This window comes from Streptomyces sp. NPDC001219 (genome assembly GCF_053597915.1).
In genome coordinates, this window is record NZ_JBSFJF010000056.1 from 28,580 (window position 1) to 45,926 (window position 17,347).

General features: G+C 66.7%; 13 protein-coding genes, 4 pseudogenes and 1 CRISPR repeat array. Of the genes and pseudogenes, 7 read left to right on the plus strand and 10 right to left on the minus strand.

The window, feature by feature from the left end:
* Nucleotides 1-9 precede the first annotated feature (9 nt).
* On the plus strand, nucleotides 10-915 hold the full coding sequence (locus ACWC9R_RS28460) for an RICIN domain-containing protein (protein WP_450735765.1): 906 nt from the start codon (nucleotides 10-12) through the stop codon (nucleotides 913-915).
* Nucleotides 916-1,383: 468 nt separating this feature from the next.
* Here ACWC9R_RS28460 and ACWC9R_RS28465 read toward each other — a convergent pair.
* Nucleotides 1,384-1,569 (minus strand): annotated as a pseudogene (locus ACWC9R_RS28465) (IS110 family transposase); the annotation flags it as partial.
* 460 nt (nucleotides 1,570-2,029) lie between these two features.
* Here ACWC9R_RS28465 and ACWC9R_RS28470 point away from each other — a divergent pair.
* Complete coding sequence (locus tag ACWC9R_RS28470) at nucleotides 2,030-4,396, plus strand: ATP-binding protein (RefSeq protein ID WP_450735766.1); 2,367 nt, start codon at nucleotides 2,030-2,032, stop codon at nucleotides 4,394-4,396.
* Nucleotides 4,397-4,497: 101 nt separating this feature from the next.
* On the opposite strand, the gene ACWC9R_RS28475 is transcribed toward ACWC9R_RS28470, so the two are convergent.
* On the minus strand, nucleotides 4,498-4,722 hold the full coding sequence (locus tag ACWC9R_RS28475) for a hypothetical protein (RefSeq protein ID WP_450735768.1): 225 nt from the start codon (nucleotides 4,720-4,722) through the stop codon (nucleotides 4,498-4,500).
* 146 nt (nucleotides 4,723-4,868) lie between these two features.
* Here ACWC9R_RS28475 and ACWC9R_RS28480 point away from each other — a divergent pair.
* The 3 genes and pseudogenes from ACWC9R_RS28480 to ACWC9R_RS28490 all read left to right on the plus strand — a co-directional run.
* Nucleotides 4,869-5,677 (plus strand): annotated as a pseudogene (locus tag ACWC9R_RS28480) (transposase); the annotation flags it as partial.
* Between the two features lie 160 nt (nucleotides 5,678-5,837).
* Complete coding sequence (locus ACWC9R_RS28485; RefSeq protein ID WP_450735770.1) at nucleotides 5,838-6,059, plus strand: hypothetical protein; 222 nt, start codon at nucleotides 5,838-5,840, stop codon at nucleotides 6,057-6,059.
* 717 nt (nucleotides 6,060-6,776) lie between these two features.
* Nucleotides 6,777-7,967, plus strand: a complete 1,191-nt coding sequence (locus tag ACWC9R_RS28490; protein WP_450735772.1) for a protein kinase domain-containing protein — start codon at nucleotides 6,777-6,779, stop codon at nucleotides 7,965-7,967.
* Nucleotides 7,968-7,974: 7 nt separating this feature from the next.
* Here the strand turns inward: ACWC9R_RS28490 and ACWC9R_RS28495 are convergent, their stop codons facing one another.
* The 4 genes from ACWC9R_RS28495 to ACWC9R_RS28510 all read right to left on the minus strand — a co-directional run bounded on the left by ACWC9R_RS28495 (nucleotide 7,975) and on the right by ACWC9R_RS28510 (nucleotide 12,418).
* Nucleotides 7,975-8,640, minus strand: a complete 666-nt coding sequence (locus tag ACWC9R_RS28495; RefSeq protein WP_450735774.1) for a hypothetical protein — start codon at nucleotides 8,638-8,640, stop codon at nucleotides 7,975-7,977.
* Nucleotides 8,641-9,473: 833 nt separating this feature from the next.
* Nucleotides 9,474-10,067: a hypothetical protein gene (locus ACWC9R_RS28500; RefSeq protein WP_450735776.1), complete on the minus strand. Its 594-nt coding sequence runs from the start codon at nucleotides 10,065-10,067 to the stop codon at nucleotides 9,474-9,476.
* An 89-nt stretch (nucleotides 10,068-10,156) separates the two neighbouring features.
* Nucleotides 10,157-11,185, minus strand: coding sequence for a NucA/NucB deoxyribonuclease domain-containing protein (locus tag ACWC9R_RS28505; protein WP_450735778.1), 1,029 nt, complete (start codon nucleotides 11,183-11,185; stop codon nucleotides 10,157-10,159).
* 522 nt (nucleotides 11,186-11,707) lie between these two features.
* Entirely contained in the window at nucleotides 11,708-12,418 is a 711-nt protein-coding gene (locus ACWC9R_RS28510) for an HNH endonuclease family protein (RefSeq protein WP_450735779.1), read from the minus strand.
* 214 nt (nucleotides 12,419-12,632) lie between these two features.
* Here ACWC9R_RS28510 and ACWC9R_RS28515 point away from each other — a divergent pair, with 214 nt between their 5' ends.
* Nucleotides 12,633-12,845, plus strand: coding sequence for a DUF6207 family protein (locus ACWC9R_RS28515; protein ID WP_450735789.1), 213 nt, complete (start codon nucleotides 12,633-12,635; stop codon nucleotides 12,843-12,845).
* A 268-nt stretch (nucleotides 12,846-13,113) separates the two neighbouring features.
* A CRISPR array of direct repeats spans nucleotides 13,114-13,629; the repeat unit is 28 nt; unit sequence GTGCTCTCCGCGCGAGCGGAGGTGATCC.
* A 268-nt stretch (nucleotides 13,630-13,897) separates the two neighbouring features.
* Here ACWC9R_RS28515 and ACWC9R_RS28520 read toward each other — a convergent pair.
* Nucleotides 13,898-14,101 carry a hypothetical protein gene (locus ACWC9R_RS28520; RefSeq protein ID WP_450735781.1) on the minus strand — a complete coding sequence of 68 codons (204 nt, stop codon included), beginning with the start codon at nucleotides 14,099-14,101 and terminating at the stop codon, nucleotides 13,898-13,900.
* 443 nt (nucleotides 14,102-14,544) lie between these two features.
* Entirely contained in the window at nucleotides 14,545-14,637 is a 93-nt protein-coding gene (locus ACWC9R_RS28525) for an Lsr2 family DNA-binding protein (RefSeq protein WP_450735783.1), read from the minus strand.
* A gap of 1,314 nt (nucleotides 14,638-15,951) precedes the next feature.
* On the opposite strand from ACWC9R_RS28525, the pseudogene ACWC9R_RS28530 reads away from it, so the two are divergent.
* Nucleotides 15,952-16,329: pseudogene (locus ACWC9R_RS28530) on the plus strand (pentapeptide repeat-containing protein); the annotation flags it as partial.
* A gap of 305 nt (nucleotides 16,330-16,634) precedes the next feature.
* On the opposite strand, the gene ACWC9R_RS28535 reads toward ACWC9R_RS28530, so the two are convergent.
* Together ACWC9R_RS28535 and ACWC9R_RS28540 are read right to left on the minus strand one after the other, a co-directional pair.
* Entirely contained in the window at nucleotides 16,635-17,030 is a 396-nt protein-coding gene (locus tag ACWC9R_RS28535; RefSeq protein WP_450735785.1) for a hypothetical protein, read from the minus strand.
* Nucleotides 17,027-17,347 (minus strand): annotated as a pseudogene (locus tag ACWC9R_RS28540) (hypothetical protein); the annotation flags it as partial. The gene ACWC9R_RS28535 and the pseudogene ACWC9R_RS28540, both read right to left, overlap by 4 nt.

The following is a 17,347-nucleotide window of genomic DNA, read 5'->3' on the forward strand; positions in this document are numbered from 1 at the left end:
AATGGCGACTTGAGCTACGATCCCATGCATGGAGACTGGTCCAAGCTCGCCCCTACATGGATGATTAAGGATGAGCCGAATCTATCCATTGATTCGACCCCCGACGGATTGTTCAACTTGCGAAGCAAATTCGGCGGCTGTCTTGCCGAACAGTCTGATACGCACGTCTCCCTTCCCTCTACATGCCCCACGTCCGGAACATGGACTCTGCAGCCGGCGAACGACGGATCAAACTACTTCCTGATCCGCCACGCCGGAGACAACAAGTGCCTCACTCAATTCGACCTGAAAAACACGGGCGCGGTGGAACTGAGCACATGCGACGGTGGCAACACGAAGCAGCAATGGTCCATCACCACTTCTGACGGTTCCCCGCCGCCCGCGCCCAGCAATGGTGCTGCGATCAACTTGGGCGAAAACAAGATCCAGGTGTGCAACTGGGGAGGCTACTCCGCCAGGGCAACCATCGACTACAAGGTCAAGGCGGATGCTTCGAGCGACACAGAGACTTCGGGCCATTACGCCATCGAATCGTTCCCAGTCGATCAGTGCCGGACGGCGACACTGCCAGCGGGGAAGATCTCGGCAACGGTAACCCTCCGCCGACTCACGCTCTACAACAAGGCTGATTACAAGTTCGACGATTCCCTCGGTAGTTCATTTGCCGGCTCCGGTGATAACGACAAGATCACGGCAGTCTGGATCCTTGGCGGGCCACACGTGAACGCTAAGTATCACATGTACGGCACGACGTGTAATTCATCTTCGAGCTTCGAGCAGGAGAGTGACAGTCAGGTGTTTTCAACAAAGCAGAGCGACCAGCAGAGCTGCACATCCAACATCTCTGCCTCCGATGTGGGCACAATTGTCAGTACTGCTTGGACAGCCCTGACATCGCTCTTTCGATTCTTCTAGACGGAATGTGCACGCCCAGTACGCCCACGACGCGATCCCTGATATTCGGTAGCCTTCGACAGGGGATGCTTGGAGACCAGGAATTCCCTCGTGAGCCCGAAAGCTAGCCTGATCAAGCGAGGATTATTGGCCCGGCAGGACTCCCTGCCGGGCCTTTCCTGCACATCGGCTTGCCGATGGAGCCGGGCCGGTCCGTGCCTGGGGTGAAGCACAACGCGGGGGAGGTCTCCGAGAGCCCGTATCCCTCACCCCAGGTCGCCGCGAAGCGATGACGCTACGAGTCGGAAACTTCACCCTGCCCCACCTCTTCAGGCCGAAGGTCAGACCTGAGGATGACGGCCGGGATGCGGGTGCGACTAGCGGCAGGTCCGGTTATGGGTCTACCGGACGACGACTGGCCCGATCCGGCGCTTTAAGAATGAGTCGTATCTTCCGTCTCGTTCCCCGGGAGTCTCCATGACGAAGCCAAGCCGCCTGCGCGACCGGCGGGGCGGAGGTGAACGTCCTGCTGTCGCGCAGAAGCGCCCACAGAACGCCGGCCCGCCGACGGGCCGGGGAGAGAACGGCCTGGACATGCTTGCAGCCCTCGCCGCGCTTCTTGAGGTAGAAGTCCCGGTTCGGGCCCTCGCGGATGACACTGGTCCGGGCGGACATGGACACGCCTTGGGAGCCACTGAAGGCACGCACCCATAAGCCACCTCCGGTCCTCCCGAGCCACCCAACAAACTACGGAGTCCCATGTCACACGCGGCTGCCGCGCCGGAGCGGCCCGGCTCGCCCGCGGGCCCCAGTGCGTCCGACAGCCGCACCCGCCAGGACAACCGCACCCGCACCCACGCGTTCAGGGAGCACGCCGTCCATCGCCGCGCATGCGTCGCCGGCCGACGGACAGCGGTCCGGTTCTCCTTGACGGTCCCCAGCGGAATCGTGGCTCCGACACCCACCGCAACAGGGGAAGTAAGGAAAGCCCTCCGCAGGCTCGCTGGTCCCCGTACGCCGGCACTTGGCTGGGACTTACGCGGCGCGCTCCTGTCCGACGGCGGTGGTCCAGCGTGGAACTCGTCGTAAGTCCGATTGTCGCTACGAGTTCATTGAGGAAGACGGGGCGAGTCCCATGGCAGGTTCAAGACGGGATGCTGGATGGATACCAGCGGAAGTCAACACCTTCGTCGGGCGACAACGCGAGGTGTCGCAGGCACGGACATTGCTCACTCGAAGCAGACTGTTGACGTTGACGGGTGCGGGAGGAATCGGCAAGACCCGCCTGGCGCTACGGGTGGCTCGCGACGTTCGACGCTCCTTTCCCGACGGAGCATGGGTGGTGGACCTGGGGCCGGTGAAGGACGACGCACTGCTCGCACAGACGGTGCTGGCTGCGCTGGGCCTCGACCACAAATCGGCCTTGCCGGCAATCACGATGCTGGTCGACCACCTCGCGGACAAGCAGCTGCTGCTGGTGCTGGACAACTGCGAACACCTGCTCAACGCCAGTGCAGTCCTCGTCCGCACGCTGCTTGCCGCAGCGCCCGGCCTGAAGGTGCTGGTGACCAGCCGACAGTCACTCGGAATCGACGCTGAGTCCCTGCTGACCGTACCGCCGCTGTCGACACCGAATCCTGACCAGCCACCGCCGCCGAAGGCCATGATGCGGTATGCGGCGGTGCAGCTGTTCGTGGAGCGGGCCTCGGCCGTCCTCGGCGAATTCACACTCAGTGAGGACGATCGCCGGGCCGTCGCCGGTATCTGCCACCGCCTGGACGGCCTCCCGCTCGCCATCGAGCTGGCGGCAGCCCGGCTGCGGGTGCTGCGTCCTCAGCAGCTCCTCACCGTTCTGGGTGACCGTCTGGCCTTGCTGAACCAGGGAAGTCGTGCCGCCCCGGCGCGTCAGCAAACGCTGCGCGCGGCGATCGACTGCAGCTTCGACCTGTGCACCCCCCAAGAGCAGTGGGGGTGGGCACGCCTTTCCGTCTTCTGTGGCGGCTTCGACCTGGAAGCGGCCGAAGCGGTCTGTGCGGGCGAGGAGCTCGCCCGTGAGCAAGTCATCGGTGTCATTTCGGAGTTGCTGGACAAGTCAGTGCTGACCATGGAGATTCAGCCCGGCCTGGGGCGCTACCGGATGCTGGAGACGATCCGTGAATACGGCCGCGATCTCCTGCGACTGGGCGGGGAGGAGGCAGTCGTACAGCGTCGACACCGCGATCACTACCGGGAGTTCGCCGCCAGGGCGGAAGCCGACTGGTTCAGCGCACGCCAAGAGACCTGGTCCACCCGTCTGTACCTGGAGCGCGCCAACATCCGCGCGGCCCTGGAGTTCTGCCTGAACACACCGCACGAGGTGGACGCCGGGCTCGTCCTGGCCACTTCCTTGTGGGGCAACGCGCTGGGCGCGGGCAATCTGGATGAACAGCGCCGTTGGTTCGGCCAGGCCCTCGCACGGGATACCGAACCGACCCCGGCCAGAGCCAGAGCACTGTGGGTCGACGGCTGGCTGGCCCTACTGCTTGGCGATGTCTCCACCGCGCAGGCCCGGTTGGATGCATGCCAGGACCTTGCGGAACGGCTGGGCGATGCGGAATCCCTGGCCCACGCCGTGCAGTTCGCTGGACTGACAGCACTCTTCCGAGAAGACTTCCCCGCAGCGGTGCGCCTGCTGGAGGAGGCTTTCGACCGCCACCGCGCCACCGCGGACCTCTGGGCTGAGTGGACAGCCCTGTTCCTCCTCGCCATTGCCTGCTGGCTGACCGGCGACCCGCGCGCCTCCGCGATGGCGGAACAGTGCCTGGCCCTGTGCGACGCCCACGATGCGCGGTGGTCCCGCTCCAACGCGCTGTGGCTTCTCGGGCTCCAGCACTGGCTCTGTGGGGACACCCAGCGCGCGATCTCCCTGCTCCAGGACGGGCTGCGCATCGTCCGATCCGGCCGTAATCTCCTCGGCGCGGCCCAGTGCCTTGAGGCCCTGGCCTGGGCCACAGCGCAGGACGGACGTGGTGAACAGGCCGCTGCCCTCCTGGGTGCCGCCCAAACGGCCTGGCTGTCGGTCGGCATCGCACTGCCCGGCCTCGGCCGCCTCCTCCAGTACCACAGCGAATGCGAAGCCCGGCTGCGCGGCTCCCTCGGCGATACCGCCTATGCCGCCGCCGTGAAGAGGGGAACCAAGCTCACACTGGACCAGGCAACCGACTACGCACTCGGCGAGCCCCCCACCCCGCCGACCCCCCTGAGGCCCGAGCACCCACCAACGGCCCTGACCCGACGACAACGGCAGGTGATCGAGCTGCTTGCCCAAGGTATGACCGACAAGCAGATCGCCGCCAAGCTGGTGTTGTCCCCACGCACGGTGGAAGGACACGTCTATCGCCTGCTCGCCGTACTCGGCTTCAACTCACGCACCCAGATCGCCACCTGGGCAGTGGAGAACTTCGCACCGCGCCAGGCGGAGCATGATGAATCAGGCTCTGTCCGACCCGGCGCAGCATGGTGAAGGCGTAAGTCATGGTCAGACAGATCAGGCCCAGCAGCACGATCGGTATCGTGCCCGGAAGACTTCTTCTCGAAGCTCTGCCGACGTTCGGAGCTCCTCCGTCAGGTCCACGCGGCGGTGGCGATCACGAGCACTGCGGATCCGTAGGCCCATGCCTGGAGGGGGAATACGGGGAGGAGCCGGCCGGCCAGGTAGACGGCGGTGCCGGCGAGGGTGATGGTCAGCCACTCCCAACGGCCACCCATGACTACGAGGGCGACCAGGAGCAGGAAGTACCAGGGAGAATTCGGGGAGAACAGGAGCAGGGCCGCCCCAGTGAGCAGCAAGGCGCCGTGCCAGGGGCGTGCCGGGTCACCGCGCCACCACACGGACAGGACAGCCCGATCAGCGCGAGCAGTACGGCCGCGGGCACGCCGGCGGCGTCCGGCAGCACCAGTCGCAGCAGGGCGAAGCGGTGTACGTGCCCGGGTTCGTAGCCGCTGAACTGACCGTGCTGGTGGGCTTCGACCAGGACCTGGCGGCCGAGGCCACCCGCACCTCCAACCGGATACGCGGCCTGCTCACCCAGTTCCACCCCAGCCTGGAGCGCGTCCTCGGGCCGCGCCTGGACCACCAGGCCGTGACCTGGCTGCTGGAACGCTACGGATCTCCAGCCGCCCTGCGCCAAGCCGGACGCCGCAAACTCGTTGAGGTGATCCGGCCCAAGGCCCCGCGCATGGCCGCCCGGCTGATCGACGAGATCTTCGACGCGCTCGACGAGCAGACCGTCGTGGTCCCGGGAACCGGCACCCTCGACGTCGTGATCCTGTCCCTGGCCCGCTCGCTCGCCGCCGTCCACGAACAGCGACGAGCCCTGGAAGCACAGATCGGGCAGCTGCTGGAGGCCCACCCTCTTTCCCCGGTCCTGACCTCGATGCCGGGGTCGCGGTCAGGACCGCCGCAGTGCTGCTGGTCACCGTCGGCGACGGCACCAGCTTCCCCACCGCCGCCCACCTGGCCTCCTACGCCGGCCTCGCCCCGACGACGAAAACGTCGGGGACCTCGATCCACGGCGAACACGCACCCCGAGGCGGCAACCGGCAGCTCAAACGGGCGATGTTCCTGTCCGCGTTCGCCGCCCTCCACGATCCCCCCTCCCGCACCTACTACGACAAGTGCCAGGCCCGCGGGAAGACCCACACGCAGGCTCTTCTCCGCCTGGCCCGCCACCGCATCAGCGTCCTGTTCGCCATGCTCCGCGACAGCACCTTCTACCAACCCAGAACCCCACGCCTTGCTTGACGAAAGACATAGAGGCACCCCGGCGCCCCGGGGTGGATCACTCGGGCGGGCCGCCTTCGTCGTGGGCCCTGTGCCGAACGTTAGTGATCATTTAGTGATCCATTAGCGGGGCCGGGCAGCGTGGCGATCGTCCACGGAAATACTTCGGAAGAGCGAAAATATGCGCAAGAAGCTCAGCAAGGCAGCTGTCGTCCTGGCTGGTATAGCGGCGGCCACCACGATCAGCATGGGGGCGGCGCAGGCAGCGGATGAATACCGTGGCTTCCCCACCCAGAAGGCGTGCATGGACAAGGGGGCAGCGCTGACGGACAACGGTCACAAGGCCGGCTACATGTGCACCGAGGAGAGCGATGGCTGGCTGCTCGAGGTGGGCAACGACTGAAAGCGGCTCGTGATGAGTGCCCCTGCGCTCTTCTTGGAGCCCATCGGGCCCGAATGTTCCGCATCGCATTGCGGCGGGCTCTGAAGCGACACGAACATATTCCCCGGGCCGCCGCGGAGGCCCGGGGAATATGTTTTCGTCAGCCACTGCATGCCGGGTACCAAGACCCAAGTGGCGACACACCACGTGCGCAGCGTCCGGACGATCAGATGCGCACCGTCCGCAGCCGGGCCCCGACCAGGGCCTCGGAGCGTCAGCTCGCCGAGACCGACGGTGTCCCGCTCGGCGGGATCGCCGGCCAAGTCTCCTCGACCGCGGGGCCGTCCCAGACCGCCGCGCACTCGTCGCCCACCAGGAGGTCGCGCCGTCGCGCCGGGTGGACCCGGGTATCGCGGAGGCGGTGGAGCGGCAGAACCGTGCGATGCGGGAACTCAGCCGTCGCGCATTCCCGGAGACCGACGTCGTCGTGCCGGACGATGCGCCGACTCCGTTCGATGCCGCCCGGTCCGAGCGGCGCCGCCAGGCTGAGGTGTCCCGCCGCCGCGCTGCGCCGGGCCGGCAAGAGCGGGCGGCCCGGGGGTCGGGGACGGCGATGAGCGTCCCGAAGTCGGCTGGACTACGGACCACGGCCCGAGCCAACTGATAGATCAGATCCCGCTGTTACTGGTGGTTGTCCCGGCGTAGCGTTACGGGTACACGTCTGGTACACCGCGCGTTATGTCGCGCACCGAAGGGGGAGTCGTGCAGGCAGGGACCGTGCTGGACGGCCGCTACCGGCTGATCGAGCCAGTCGGTGCGGGCGGGTTCGGGCAGGTCTGGCAAGCACACGATCCGAAGGTCGACCGGCTGGTGGCGGTCAAGGTCCTCACCGGTGACGGCAGCGCCGACCACGACCGGCAGGCGGCCCGGTTCGCCCGCGAGGCTGCGGTCGCCGGCGGCCTGTCCCATCCCCGCATCGTCACCGTGCACGACTTCGGCTCCGCGATGCACCACGGACGGCCGTACGCCTACCTGGTGATGCAGCTGCTCCCCGGCAAGTCCCTCAGCGCCGTCCTGGAAGCCGGCCGACTGCCCCTGCCAAAGGCCCTGTACACGGCGTCCTGCGTCGCCGATGCCCTGGACGCCGCGCACGAGGCGGGCCTCACCCACCGGGACATCAAACCGTCCAACATCATGGTTCGGGACAACGGCGAGGCCACCGTCGTCGACTTCGGCATCACCAAGGGAAGCGACGCCCGGCACGACATCACCACCACCGGCGTCCTGATCGGCACCCCGGCCTACATGGCCCCCGAAGCGCTGTCCGGCACCTTCGACCACCGCTCCGACCTGTACTCGCTCGGCTGTGTGCTCTACGAGGCGGCCACCGGCCGCCGGCCCTTCACCGGCACCTCCTGGCACCTGATCAACCAGCACCTCAACGAACCACCCACCCCGCTGCGCACCCTGCGCCCGGACGCTCCGGTAGAGCTGGAGGAGCTGGTCGCCCGGCTCCTGGCCAAGGACCCCGCCCATCGGCCGGACAGCGCAGATGAGGTCTATGACCTCCTCGAAGAGATCAACGACCGCTACTTCGGTGACACCCCACCGCCCAGCCGCGGGGCCGACGTCACTTCCGAGGTCTGGCTCCACCCGGACGAAGCCACCGGCGGTGCGGTCATCCCGATGCGCATGACCGCCCACGAAAACTGCCCTGCGTGCGCCACCACGGGAGACGAGACGAGAGTGTTGGACTGCGCCATCTGCAGAGGGGAGGGCAGGGTCGCCAGCAAGCGGCGCACCTTCAAGATCCGCATTCCCGCTGGTGTCCGGAACGGGCAGAAAATCCGGCTCAGGGAATTCGGCGCACCGGGGAAACACGGCGGCGAGCCCGGAGACCTGTACGTCACCGTGCAGGTGACCGGTTGATCGTCACTCAGGCGCTGGTCTCCGGCCGCACGGTGTCGTTGTCGACCTCTGGCACGGCCTGGCCGTCGTCGGTGCCCCAGAGCGCGCGGCCGAGGAAGTACAGGGCGACCATCCCGGCGTAGATGAACGCCCCCCATCCGAAGACCAGCAGGAAGACGTTCGCGTCGCCGCGCGGGGCGCTGTAGGCGACGCCCTGCCCGGTGGTGAACAGCCACGGGAACCAGGCGGAGCGGACGAAGCCCGGGTCGGCGTACCGGCCGCCGCCCCGGCGCCACGACATCAGCGGGACCGACGCGAAGCCGACACTGGCCAGGCAGTACATGAAGGCGAAGAAATCGTTGTCGATGAACTCGCGGCCGTTGGCAATCCCGAGGTAGGCGACCCCGGGCAGGAAGAGCACGGCCGCCAGGCCGAAGCCCAGCACCTCGCCACGGTCTCGAACCTTCGCCACGCTCTCCCCCTTGCTGCTGTCGACGTCGTAGTGGGCACCGTACCGGCCGCGCCCGGCCGGACCGCTGCGGGCAGCACCTCGTCGACCGGGCCGTCCCAGACGCGGACCACGCTCCTGTGCTCCCACACCGCGATTGCCCGTGCGCGGCGCGAGCAGGTCGACGGTGTAGCTCTCGTCGAAGCCGTCGGTGACCCTGCCGTAGGCGCCCCAGCGCTCGCTCACGGCGACGTGCTGGACGATCGTTCCGTTGGAACACGCGGAGCTCCCGGGACGTGTCGACGCGGGCTTACGCGGCGGCGAGGAGTTTGCCGGCCGCGGTGACGAGCTCCTCGGCGGCGTTCCGTCCGCTCCGAATCCGCGCGGCGTTCCCGGGCTCGCCCTCGCTCATCCTCGGATTCGTGACCGCCAGGCCGTGTGGTCGAGGTGGCCAGGAGAAACTGAGCCAGGGTCAGAGCCCGGCCGGTTCCCGGGAGCCTGAGGCGGCGGCACGACCTGATGCGCTCTCACCAGTCGTCGGGCGCGCTGCCCACCCACGCGATCGGCTCTCCCTCGCTGTTGTGGCCCCAGATCCTGTCCTCTCCGCGCAGGCGGCCGTGCGCGGTCGCGTGGGCCGGTCAGTGCCTGCGAGAGGCCGTGCGCCCCCGGTAGATTCAGGCGGGTGCATGACCGGCATTCCTTGAATCACGAATCGGCAAAGCGCTCCTAACGCCGCAGGTCGCGAAGGGTGGTCTCCGCGCGAGCGGAGGTGAGCCGGCGCCGTTCATGCCGTGGTCGGCGAGCTTGAAGTGGTCTCCGCGCGAGCGGAGGTGAGCCCAGCGGGGGCCGGGGCCCCTGCTGGAGAGGGGCGTGGTCTCCGCGCGAGCGGAGGTGAGCCGGTCGTGCTTGCTAACGTGACGGTGCCCTGCTGGTGCTCTCCGTGCAGGCGGAGGTGAACTGCCATCCAGATCAATGCGCCAGTCGCTCGGGCAGGGTCCTCCTAGAGGACGTGCCGTTGGCGGTTGCCTGCAGTGGACGGCCGATTGGTCGTCCTGCCGAAGGGCGATATTGCTGTGGGTTCAGTCGTTCTGGCCCATGACCTCGTAGGGGTAGGTGGTGGTGTAGTCCTCTACGGGCATGGCGGCGTGCCTGGCGTAGTCGGCACGGTCGCGTTGGTGTGCTTCGGTGAGGGGCGGGTGCTGGGGCGGGCTCTGAGGCGCAGGCCAGAGCTGGATGAGGTGGCGCTCGCCCCGGTCACCGAGGCCAGGCTCGCGATTGTCTGTGTAGCAGTGCAGACGCAGACGTACCCAGGCGCCGCTGTCGGGGGCTGCCGTGATATGGAGGGGCGGCTGGTCGGCGGGCCAGGCGTCGAGGATGTCGCCAGCCTCAAGCGTCGACAGCTGCAGGGGCGAGGTCGTGGCCTGGAGGCTGAGTTCCTCAGCGGGGTCCCAAGCGGGATCGGTCTCGGGCGCCGGTGGTCCATCGTGCACCTGGAGAGCGATGCGGACGGGGCCGGTGTCGGTGGCGGTCAGGACGATCGCACTGCATTTGCCTGCGGGTCCGCAGTGCCAGCCATAGGGCATCTCGTCGGGGTAGTCGTCGTGCTCGGTGAAGCCGATGAGGTAGCCGCTCTCCCCCACCTCGAAGGTGAAGGACGCTTCACGGACCAGCATGGGTTTGACTCCTTCTTTGAGCAGGGTGTCTGCCGCCCGGCGACGGAGGGAGGCAGACACCCTGGTCTAGCGCAGCGCGGGGCCGGTCGTCAGGCGATCACGTAGAAGGGGTCGTGGTCCATGACGTGGAACTGACGCCGCCAGTTGGTGATGCCCGCGCCCTGAGCGTCGTTCTCGTTCTTCTTCACCCAGGTGATGGTGCGCTGGCTGGCAGCCAGGTGGGTGCCGCCTTCGTAGGTGGAGGCGAAGGGGTACTCGTCGCAGGAGGTCCGTCCGGCACGGCGCATGTCCGGGGGGACGGGGTGGTTGCAGACTGCCTGGCGGTTCTTGCGCTGCTGGGTGGCGTTGATCATCCAGTGCAGGGGTTTGCCGCCGTTGGGGTCGCCGTAGTGGCCCCCGTGGGAGCGGAGTTTGCGGATGCCTTCGGAAATGCGGGGCAGGGTGATCAGATTGATGGCGGTGGGGGCCTCGGTCATGGCGCAGCCGGTGGTGCCGTAGTAGTTGTCGCACCGGTAGACGGCGGAGGCGTAGGAGGTCTTGCCGGAGCTGTAGCCGGGCTTGGTGAAGGTGTAGCCGTAGGTGGTCTTCGCCTTGGGGTTGATCTTCTTCCTGGCGATGGTGCCCGTGGTGTAGTTGACGGTGCCGGAGGCGGCGCTGTCGAGGCTGTGGCCCTGTGGGAAGTGGATGCCGGCCTTGGTGCCGCCGCCGGAGGAGGCGGCGATGTTCAGGTGGACGCCCTTGCCGGCGCGGGTGGTTTTCGCTTTGGAGACGGTGAACTTCTCGCTCCAGTTCGCGGAGCTCGCCTTCAGGGTCATCTGGTGCTTGACGTTGAAGTCGGCGGTGCCTTCGATGACGGGTCGGCCGTTGATGACCTTGATGACGTCGACGTGGACGGCGACCCATTCGCACTCGCTGAACCGGTTGATCGTGATCCGGTTGATGGTGCACGAGGCGGCGGCGATGGCGCTGCGGCCCGCAGTGTCTGTCTGGTGGGTGGTCGGGCGGATGGTGACCCGCAGCTGGCCGGCCTTGGGCTGAGCAGCCGTGGCGGCAGGTGCAGCTGTTCCCAGCACGCTCAGGACCACGGCTCCCGTGGTGAGCAGCTTCGCCAGTTTCAAGTTGTACCCCCTGTGGTGGTCACGGCCGACCAAGGGACCACAGGTCAACTCCGCGTTCCCCCGATCGCGTTGACGGCATCAAAGCACAGCCTCGACACGCACTGCTCACCTTTTGGTGGACTTTGCTGGAAGGACACGAGAATCAGCCAAACTATCCGGTTCCCGCTGACTGTGCTCAGCTTCGACGCGCCCCGCATCGCATGGCTGAGTACGCGAACAGGCAACAAGCCCGAGCGGCAAGAGGAGCCTCAGGCAGCTCTGCGCGCCCGGGCCCTGGTGGCCGGATGGCGGGTCCGGTCCGACCAGCCCAGAGAGCCGCTCGGGCTCGGTCGCTGAGTGACGAGCCGGGACGATAGAGGGCGCCGGGCAGGAACGGTCCGGGGCGGATACCAAACGGGGCAGAACACGGATCGGCAGGCGACGGGCACAGCGTCTCGGGCCAGGCTGCCGACCGGAGGGGAGATCCTGTCACCGGCCCGCCCGGGGGCACGTCCGGAGGGAGCTGCCCGTGCCGCGCCGACCTCATGGGGCCGGCGCCAAGGTGGTGTTCGTACCTGGACAGCCAGCTGCCACCTTCTGCAATTTGGTCCGCTCGGCGCGGTCGACCGTCAGCTTCCAGCGGAGCTTCGCGGATACCCAGTCGGCGACGTAGGTGCACGTCGCATCCTCGGCCGGCGGCATCCATTCAGCCGGGTCCTTGTCTCCCTTGGTGCGGTTGGGCCCCAGGCTCACTGCGACGAGGCTGCGTTCGGCACCCAGGTCGTTGGCGTACTGTTCACGGCGCTGGGCGGTCCACTTCGAGGCGCCGGAGTCCCATGCCTCAGCCAGCGGCACCACGTGGTCGATGTCGAGTTTGCGGGCATCGGTGACGGTCTTGTCGTCGTAGTACGAGCGCCAGCTACCGCCGGTCAGCTTGCAGCCTTTTCCCTGGCGCGGCTTGGTTACTGCCTCGGCGAGGAGAACTTCCCTGCGGGTGTCACAGCCGTCCTGGTCCTCGTCGGTCCACAGCCGGAACTTGTCCCGCTCGTATCCGCTACGGGATTCGCGGGCCACCTTCAGCTGGCGTATCGCGTCCGACAGGCGCAGGGTGCTGTCCTTGTCGTCGGAGGAAGCACTCGGTTTCGCCGAGGTCGGCTTCGGGCCCTGGTGGGGTGTGCCGGGAGTGCACGCGGCTGCGGAGAGCGTCAGCAGCGGGCAGGCCAGGGCGGAGGCCAGGCGGCGCGCGGAGAACATAGGGCTCCCGGGTCAGGTGAGGTGGAGTCAGCGTCATGGGTCTACCCACCGCACCTGGTCACGTCAACCAATGGGCCAATGGTCGGGTGGCCCGCGTCCCGCCTCAGGCATCCGAGGAGCGGCGGGTGCCAGGTCCGGGTGACTTCCACGGTTGTAGCGAACTGTCCGGCGGGCGAAGGGCATCTGGCTGACCATAGAGACCTCCGAAGAGCACCTGTGCGAGCCGGGCCTGGTCGTTTGCGACATCACCGCAGTCGACGAAGCGACCGCTACCGAGGCCGCGACCGCGCTCGGCGGGCTGTGGCTCTCCTCGGGGCCCTCCACACCTTGGCGCACGCCAGGGGAACCCGGCGTAACGGTCCGCACCTACGCAGATCTTCGCCGCGGTCCTTTGCCCCGCGGCGGTCATGGCCCCGGCACCCGCTGAACACTCCGCCACCAGCCCTCAGCAACGGACGGCCACCACTTCGGCTCCGGCTTGACGCAGCTTGCGGGCCAGGCGCGTCACCTCGGGCAAGGCCCCGAGTGGGCGCGAGGTCGCCAAGTACCGGTTGCCCGGCCCAAGACGCGCAGACGGAGGTGCCCGCAGTGGGCATGCCCCTGGTGTGCCAGCGCAGTACATTCAAGGAATGCGCCACCAGCATTCACAGGATCACGAATTGGCAAAGGACTTCTAACGTTGCAGGTCGCGAAGGGTGCTCTCCGCGCGAGCGGAGGTGATCCGGGCGCCACCGACGAGCAGCTGGTCAAGTACACGTGCTCTCCGCGCGAGCGGAGGTGATCCGGTGCCGGGCAAGGCCACCGGCGGCGACACCGGGTGCTCTCCGCGCGAGCGGAGGTGATCCGTTTCGGGACGGCAGGACGAACGCGGTTCTCCCGTGCTCTCCGCGCGAGCGGAGGTGATCCAGGCGTTCGGCGTCGACGGGGCGGAACTCGCCCGTGCTCTCCGCGCGAGCGGAGGTGATCCGCCCGGTACAGAACACACCCAGGCATTCCTGATGTGCTCTCCGCGCGAGCGGAGGTGATCCGGACTTGCGCTGGGCACAGCTGCACCCGGTGCTGTGCTCTCCGCGCGAGCGGAGGTGATCCGGACTTGCGCTGGGCACAGCTGCACCCGGTGCTGTGCTCTCCGCGCGAGCGGAGGTGATCCATCATCTCGATGTGCGCCGGCTCCGACGACGTCGTGCTCTCCGCGCGAGCGGAGGTGATCCGCCATGCCTGTGGTGTGTCGGACCGGAGGAGCTGCTGTAGATGCGGGCGAGGACTGGTGCGTGTTTCGGGCCAGGGCGTGAGGGTCACCCTGCGGCGGCCAGTTACTTCAAGCTCGGGTTGGCAGCGCGTCACGGTCCAATACGAGCAGGAAGCCCCCGACCAGTTTCCGATCGAAGGCTGGGACATGAATGTGCCCTACCTGCTTGTTCACCACGCTCGAGACTGCGTTCACAGTGGACACGGCGACAGGACTTATCGTGCCGTTACTCACCATCTGACTCTGATCACCTGGCGCAGATACACATCGCGCGGGGCCGAGTGGTGGAGACGGACGTTGAAACGGTTGATACTGATCTCCGAGACCTCGCTTTTGAAAGGCAGCTTTCCACGCTCCATGCCGCCATTTTGCGCGTCCGGCTTGCCAGCGTCTTGGCCGTCGACGCAGCGAGCAGTGGTGAAGACCTTGTTCACCTAGAGCCGGAAGTAAACGCTGACGGGCGACTTGCCGACCCACACACTGTTCAAGGATAGCCACCTGATAGGACGCGGTCGGCAATGTGACATCCGATCCACCGACTATGGCGGAGTCCGGAGTAGTGCCGGCGATGCAAGGCAAACGAGGCGCGTGATGCGGTGGCGATTTCGCTCGGCGGGATCACCTTCCGCTTTGGTAGCTAACAGTGATGCACAGCGACGCCCCGATCCATTCCAGATAGACGGGCGGCCACTACGTCGGCACGGTGAACAAGTGACTGCGCATACTGGCATCAGACCTGTTCTACCCCACACGCCCACTGTCACGGCGACACCCCTACGGTCGCCTGCAACTCGTACAGAACAAGCACACGGGCGCCGCACCTCGCACCCCAGTAGACTTGGCGAAGAGACCCCTGACCCTGGGGGCTCCAAGCTCTTCACGTCTGCCGGTGCGCCTTGTGGAAGGCGTCGCGGATTTCAGCAGGCACTCGGCCGCGGTCGTTGACCTCGTAGCCATTTCCCTCGCCCACGCACAGATCCTTGCAGCACCCTCTCCAGCCTTGGCCAAGCGCTCAGCTGCCTACCCTTTGACCTCCCAGCCTTCCGGGCCGCCTTAGCGGAAGGGCCGAAAGCCCCGAGCGTCCGCCCGTAGGGTTCCGGGTTCGAGGACGATCTCATACGACACACCCTGAGAGCGAAGGTGTGGGTAGCAGCGTCATACGCCTCTTCGCCCGTGAGGTCGTCCGTGAAAATGGCGACAATCCTCTGCACCATGAGGCAATCCTAGGGCCGCAGGGAAGCGGCGGATACAAAGCTCACGAAGGTGCACTGCAGATAAGCCATCCCGCTTCTAGCGCCCCTCAAAATGTCAGCCAGCCCATTCCCAAGAAAGACGTTAAATGGCGAGCCAACTCCGAAAATCGAGCCTGCAGAGCCGCTCGCTGCCCGAGGCCACCCGTTCCCCAATCCAGGTCAGACGAAGGACGCCGTGACGCACCATCAGATAGATCTGACGTATCGTCAGGAAAGTCAGCATTGAGTCAGCATGCGTCCTGCCAGAGGTGGTGACAGGTGGCGACACATGCACATGTACCAATCCGACCTGCACCGCCTCTGAGCTGCAAAGATGCTGGCCAACCCGCTACACCCGCAACACGGCCACCAACCTGATGCCAATGGAAGCCGAAGAGGCACGGCAAGGCATCGTTGCAGGTCAGAGGGCTTTTCCAGGTCAGCAAGTCAGCACAAAGTCAGCATCGGCGACGCTGCGCCGGGAAACACGCCGACTCCCGGGAGCCATGCGACACATCGTGGTCCAGACCTCTACGGCGTCCGGGGTTCAGAACCGATGCCAGTTGTCGCACAAGGGTACAGCTGCGCCCCAAGCTTCAAACAACCCCTTGAATCAACGGCGTTGGCACAGGAACTTCTGTCCGAGTGACAGTCAGCCGAGGTCCACCTCAAGTACGGGATGAAGCAGTCGAGTTCGAGGAACCTAGACAACGCCGCTGATCGCCATGCCGATGACGGCCAGGCAGGTGCCGAGGGAGCCCAGGAGGCTGGGCAGCCGAACCGTTCGCCATGGTGCAGGGCGATGCCTTGCTCAACGAGCTTGGGCAGGAAGCCGTACTGGGGCCAGCCGTAGGAGGCGAGCACCTTGCCGGAGTACTGGTCGAGGAAGAGGGTGCGCTGCTGGGCGGGGTCGGCCTCGGACGATGGACAGACTGCTCGGTGCGGCGCCGTCTACGCCATGACTGTCAGTAGCGCACGATTCATTTCAGTGCGTCTTTCAGTACCGCACCGAAGGTTTCAGTGATGTCCTCCGAGACGCGCGGTGACGGCAACTATCCGGCCGTGCTCTGCGCGCCTCCCGCGCCCTGGGTTGGCTCGTTGCCGCGATGGTCGTCACCATCGTGCTGCTGATGGGCTTCGGGCTCCCAAAGGACGACCCGAAGCAGCAAGCGACCGGCACTGTGCCGCCCGGTGGAGGCAAGGTCACCTTCGAGATCGAAAAGGCGGACCCCCAGATCCCCACCAAAGACAGGTTCACTGGCAAGTGCTTCGAGAATGCCCTGAACGTCACACTCAACTCGGTGGTGTTCCGCTCTTCCAACAATGACCTGACCACGGCCGGCACCTACATCGAGATGGCATCCCGCGTAACCGAGCCCGTTTTGCTCGGCCTCGCGGTCCTGGCTGTCCGCAATCGCGTCAAGCGCTGACCCACCGCACCCGCGGAATGGGCGGCAGAGAGCCGCAGCTCCCCCCTGAACCAACCGGTGCACCCGCTCGGTCGCGGACCGCCGCACGGAAGATTTCAGTGCCCAGGCCACAACCTCGCCCACTGAAATCCTCCGTGCGCTCCGTCAGCGGCCGCAACCGGGCCCGCTCCGCGTCGGTCAAGCTCCCCGGCCCCTGGGGGCAGGACAACGAGCCAGGCATCAGCCACATGAGACCGGCCGGACGAAATCTGACCGTCGGCCGCCTCCTGGCCCGAGAGCCCCAACGTCTTTCACGCAGGTGAGGATTACAGGTCGGCGCACAGGTGGAGTGGTGCTCGAGCTCCGGTGATGCGGGTCACGGTGACGACGACGGTGACGCTTGCTGGTCTGCCGCGGGCCTTCAACTGTGAGCTGACGGCCGTTTGGACGCTTTCACGGACGTCGCGTGCGGTGTCGAGGGCGCGGCGGTGGTCGTTGACTGCACAGCGGACTTCGAGGTGCCATGCATCGGTTTCGGACGTGTGCCTGGCATGGATGCCGGCTTCGGGGAACGGTGTGCGTGAGCCGAAGGTCCGCCGGAGGTGGGTTGCGGCGTCGGCCAGGGAGTGGCGCAGGCTGGGGTGTAGTTCCTGCACGCCGGGGACTGCCAGCGCGGCCCGGGCCGCGGTCTGCTCAATGCTGGCCGTGTCGACGGTGATCATGGCCCGGTTCCGTTCCGTGGGGTGGGTTCGGTGGGTTCGGCGGACGTCAAGGGCTCCAGTTCGGACACGATGCTCAGGTCGATGCTGCTGACGGCGAGGCCGATCTCGTGTGCCGAGGCGTCGGCGACGGCCCGGCGCACTTGGGCGGCTCGGCCGGGCAGGGGTTGGTCGAGGGTGGCGGCGAGGGTCATGGTGATCGTCACGGTGGTGCCGGCCTCGTTGGGGGTCAGGCGGCAGCTGGCGGCGCGTACTCCGGGGATGCGGTCGGCGGCGCGGCGCAGGATCTTGGCCACGGTGTTTTCCGCGATGCGCAGTTC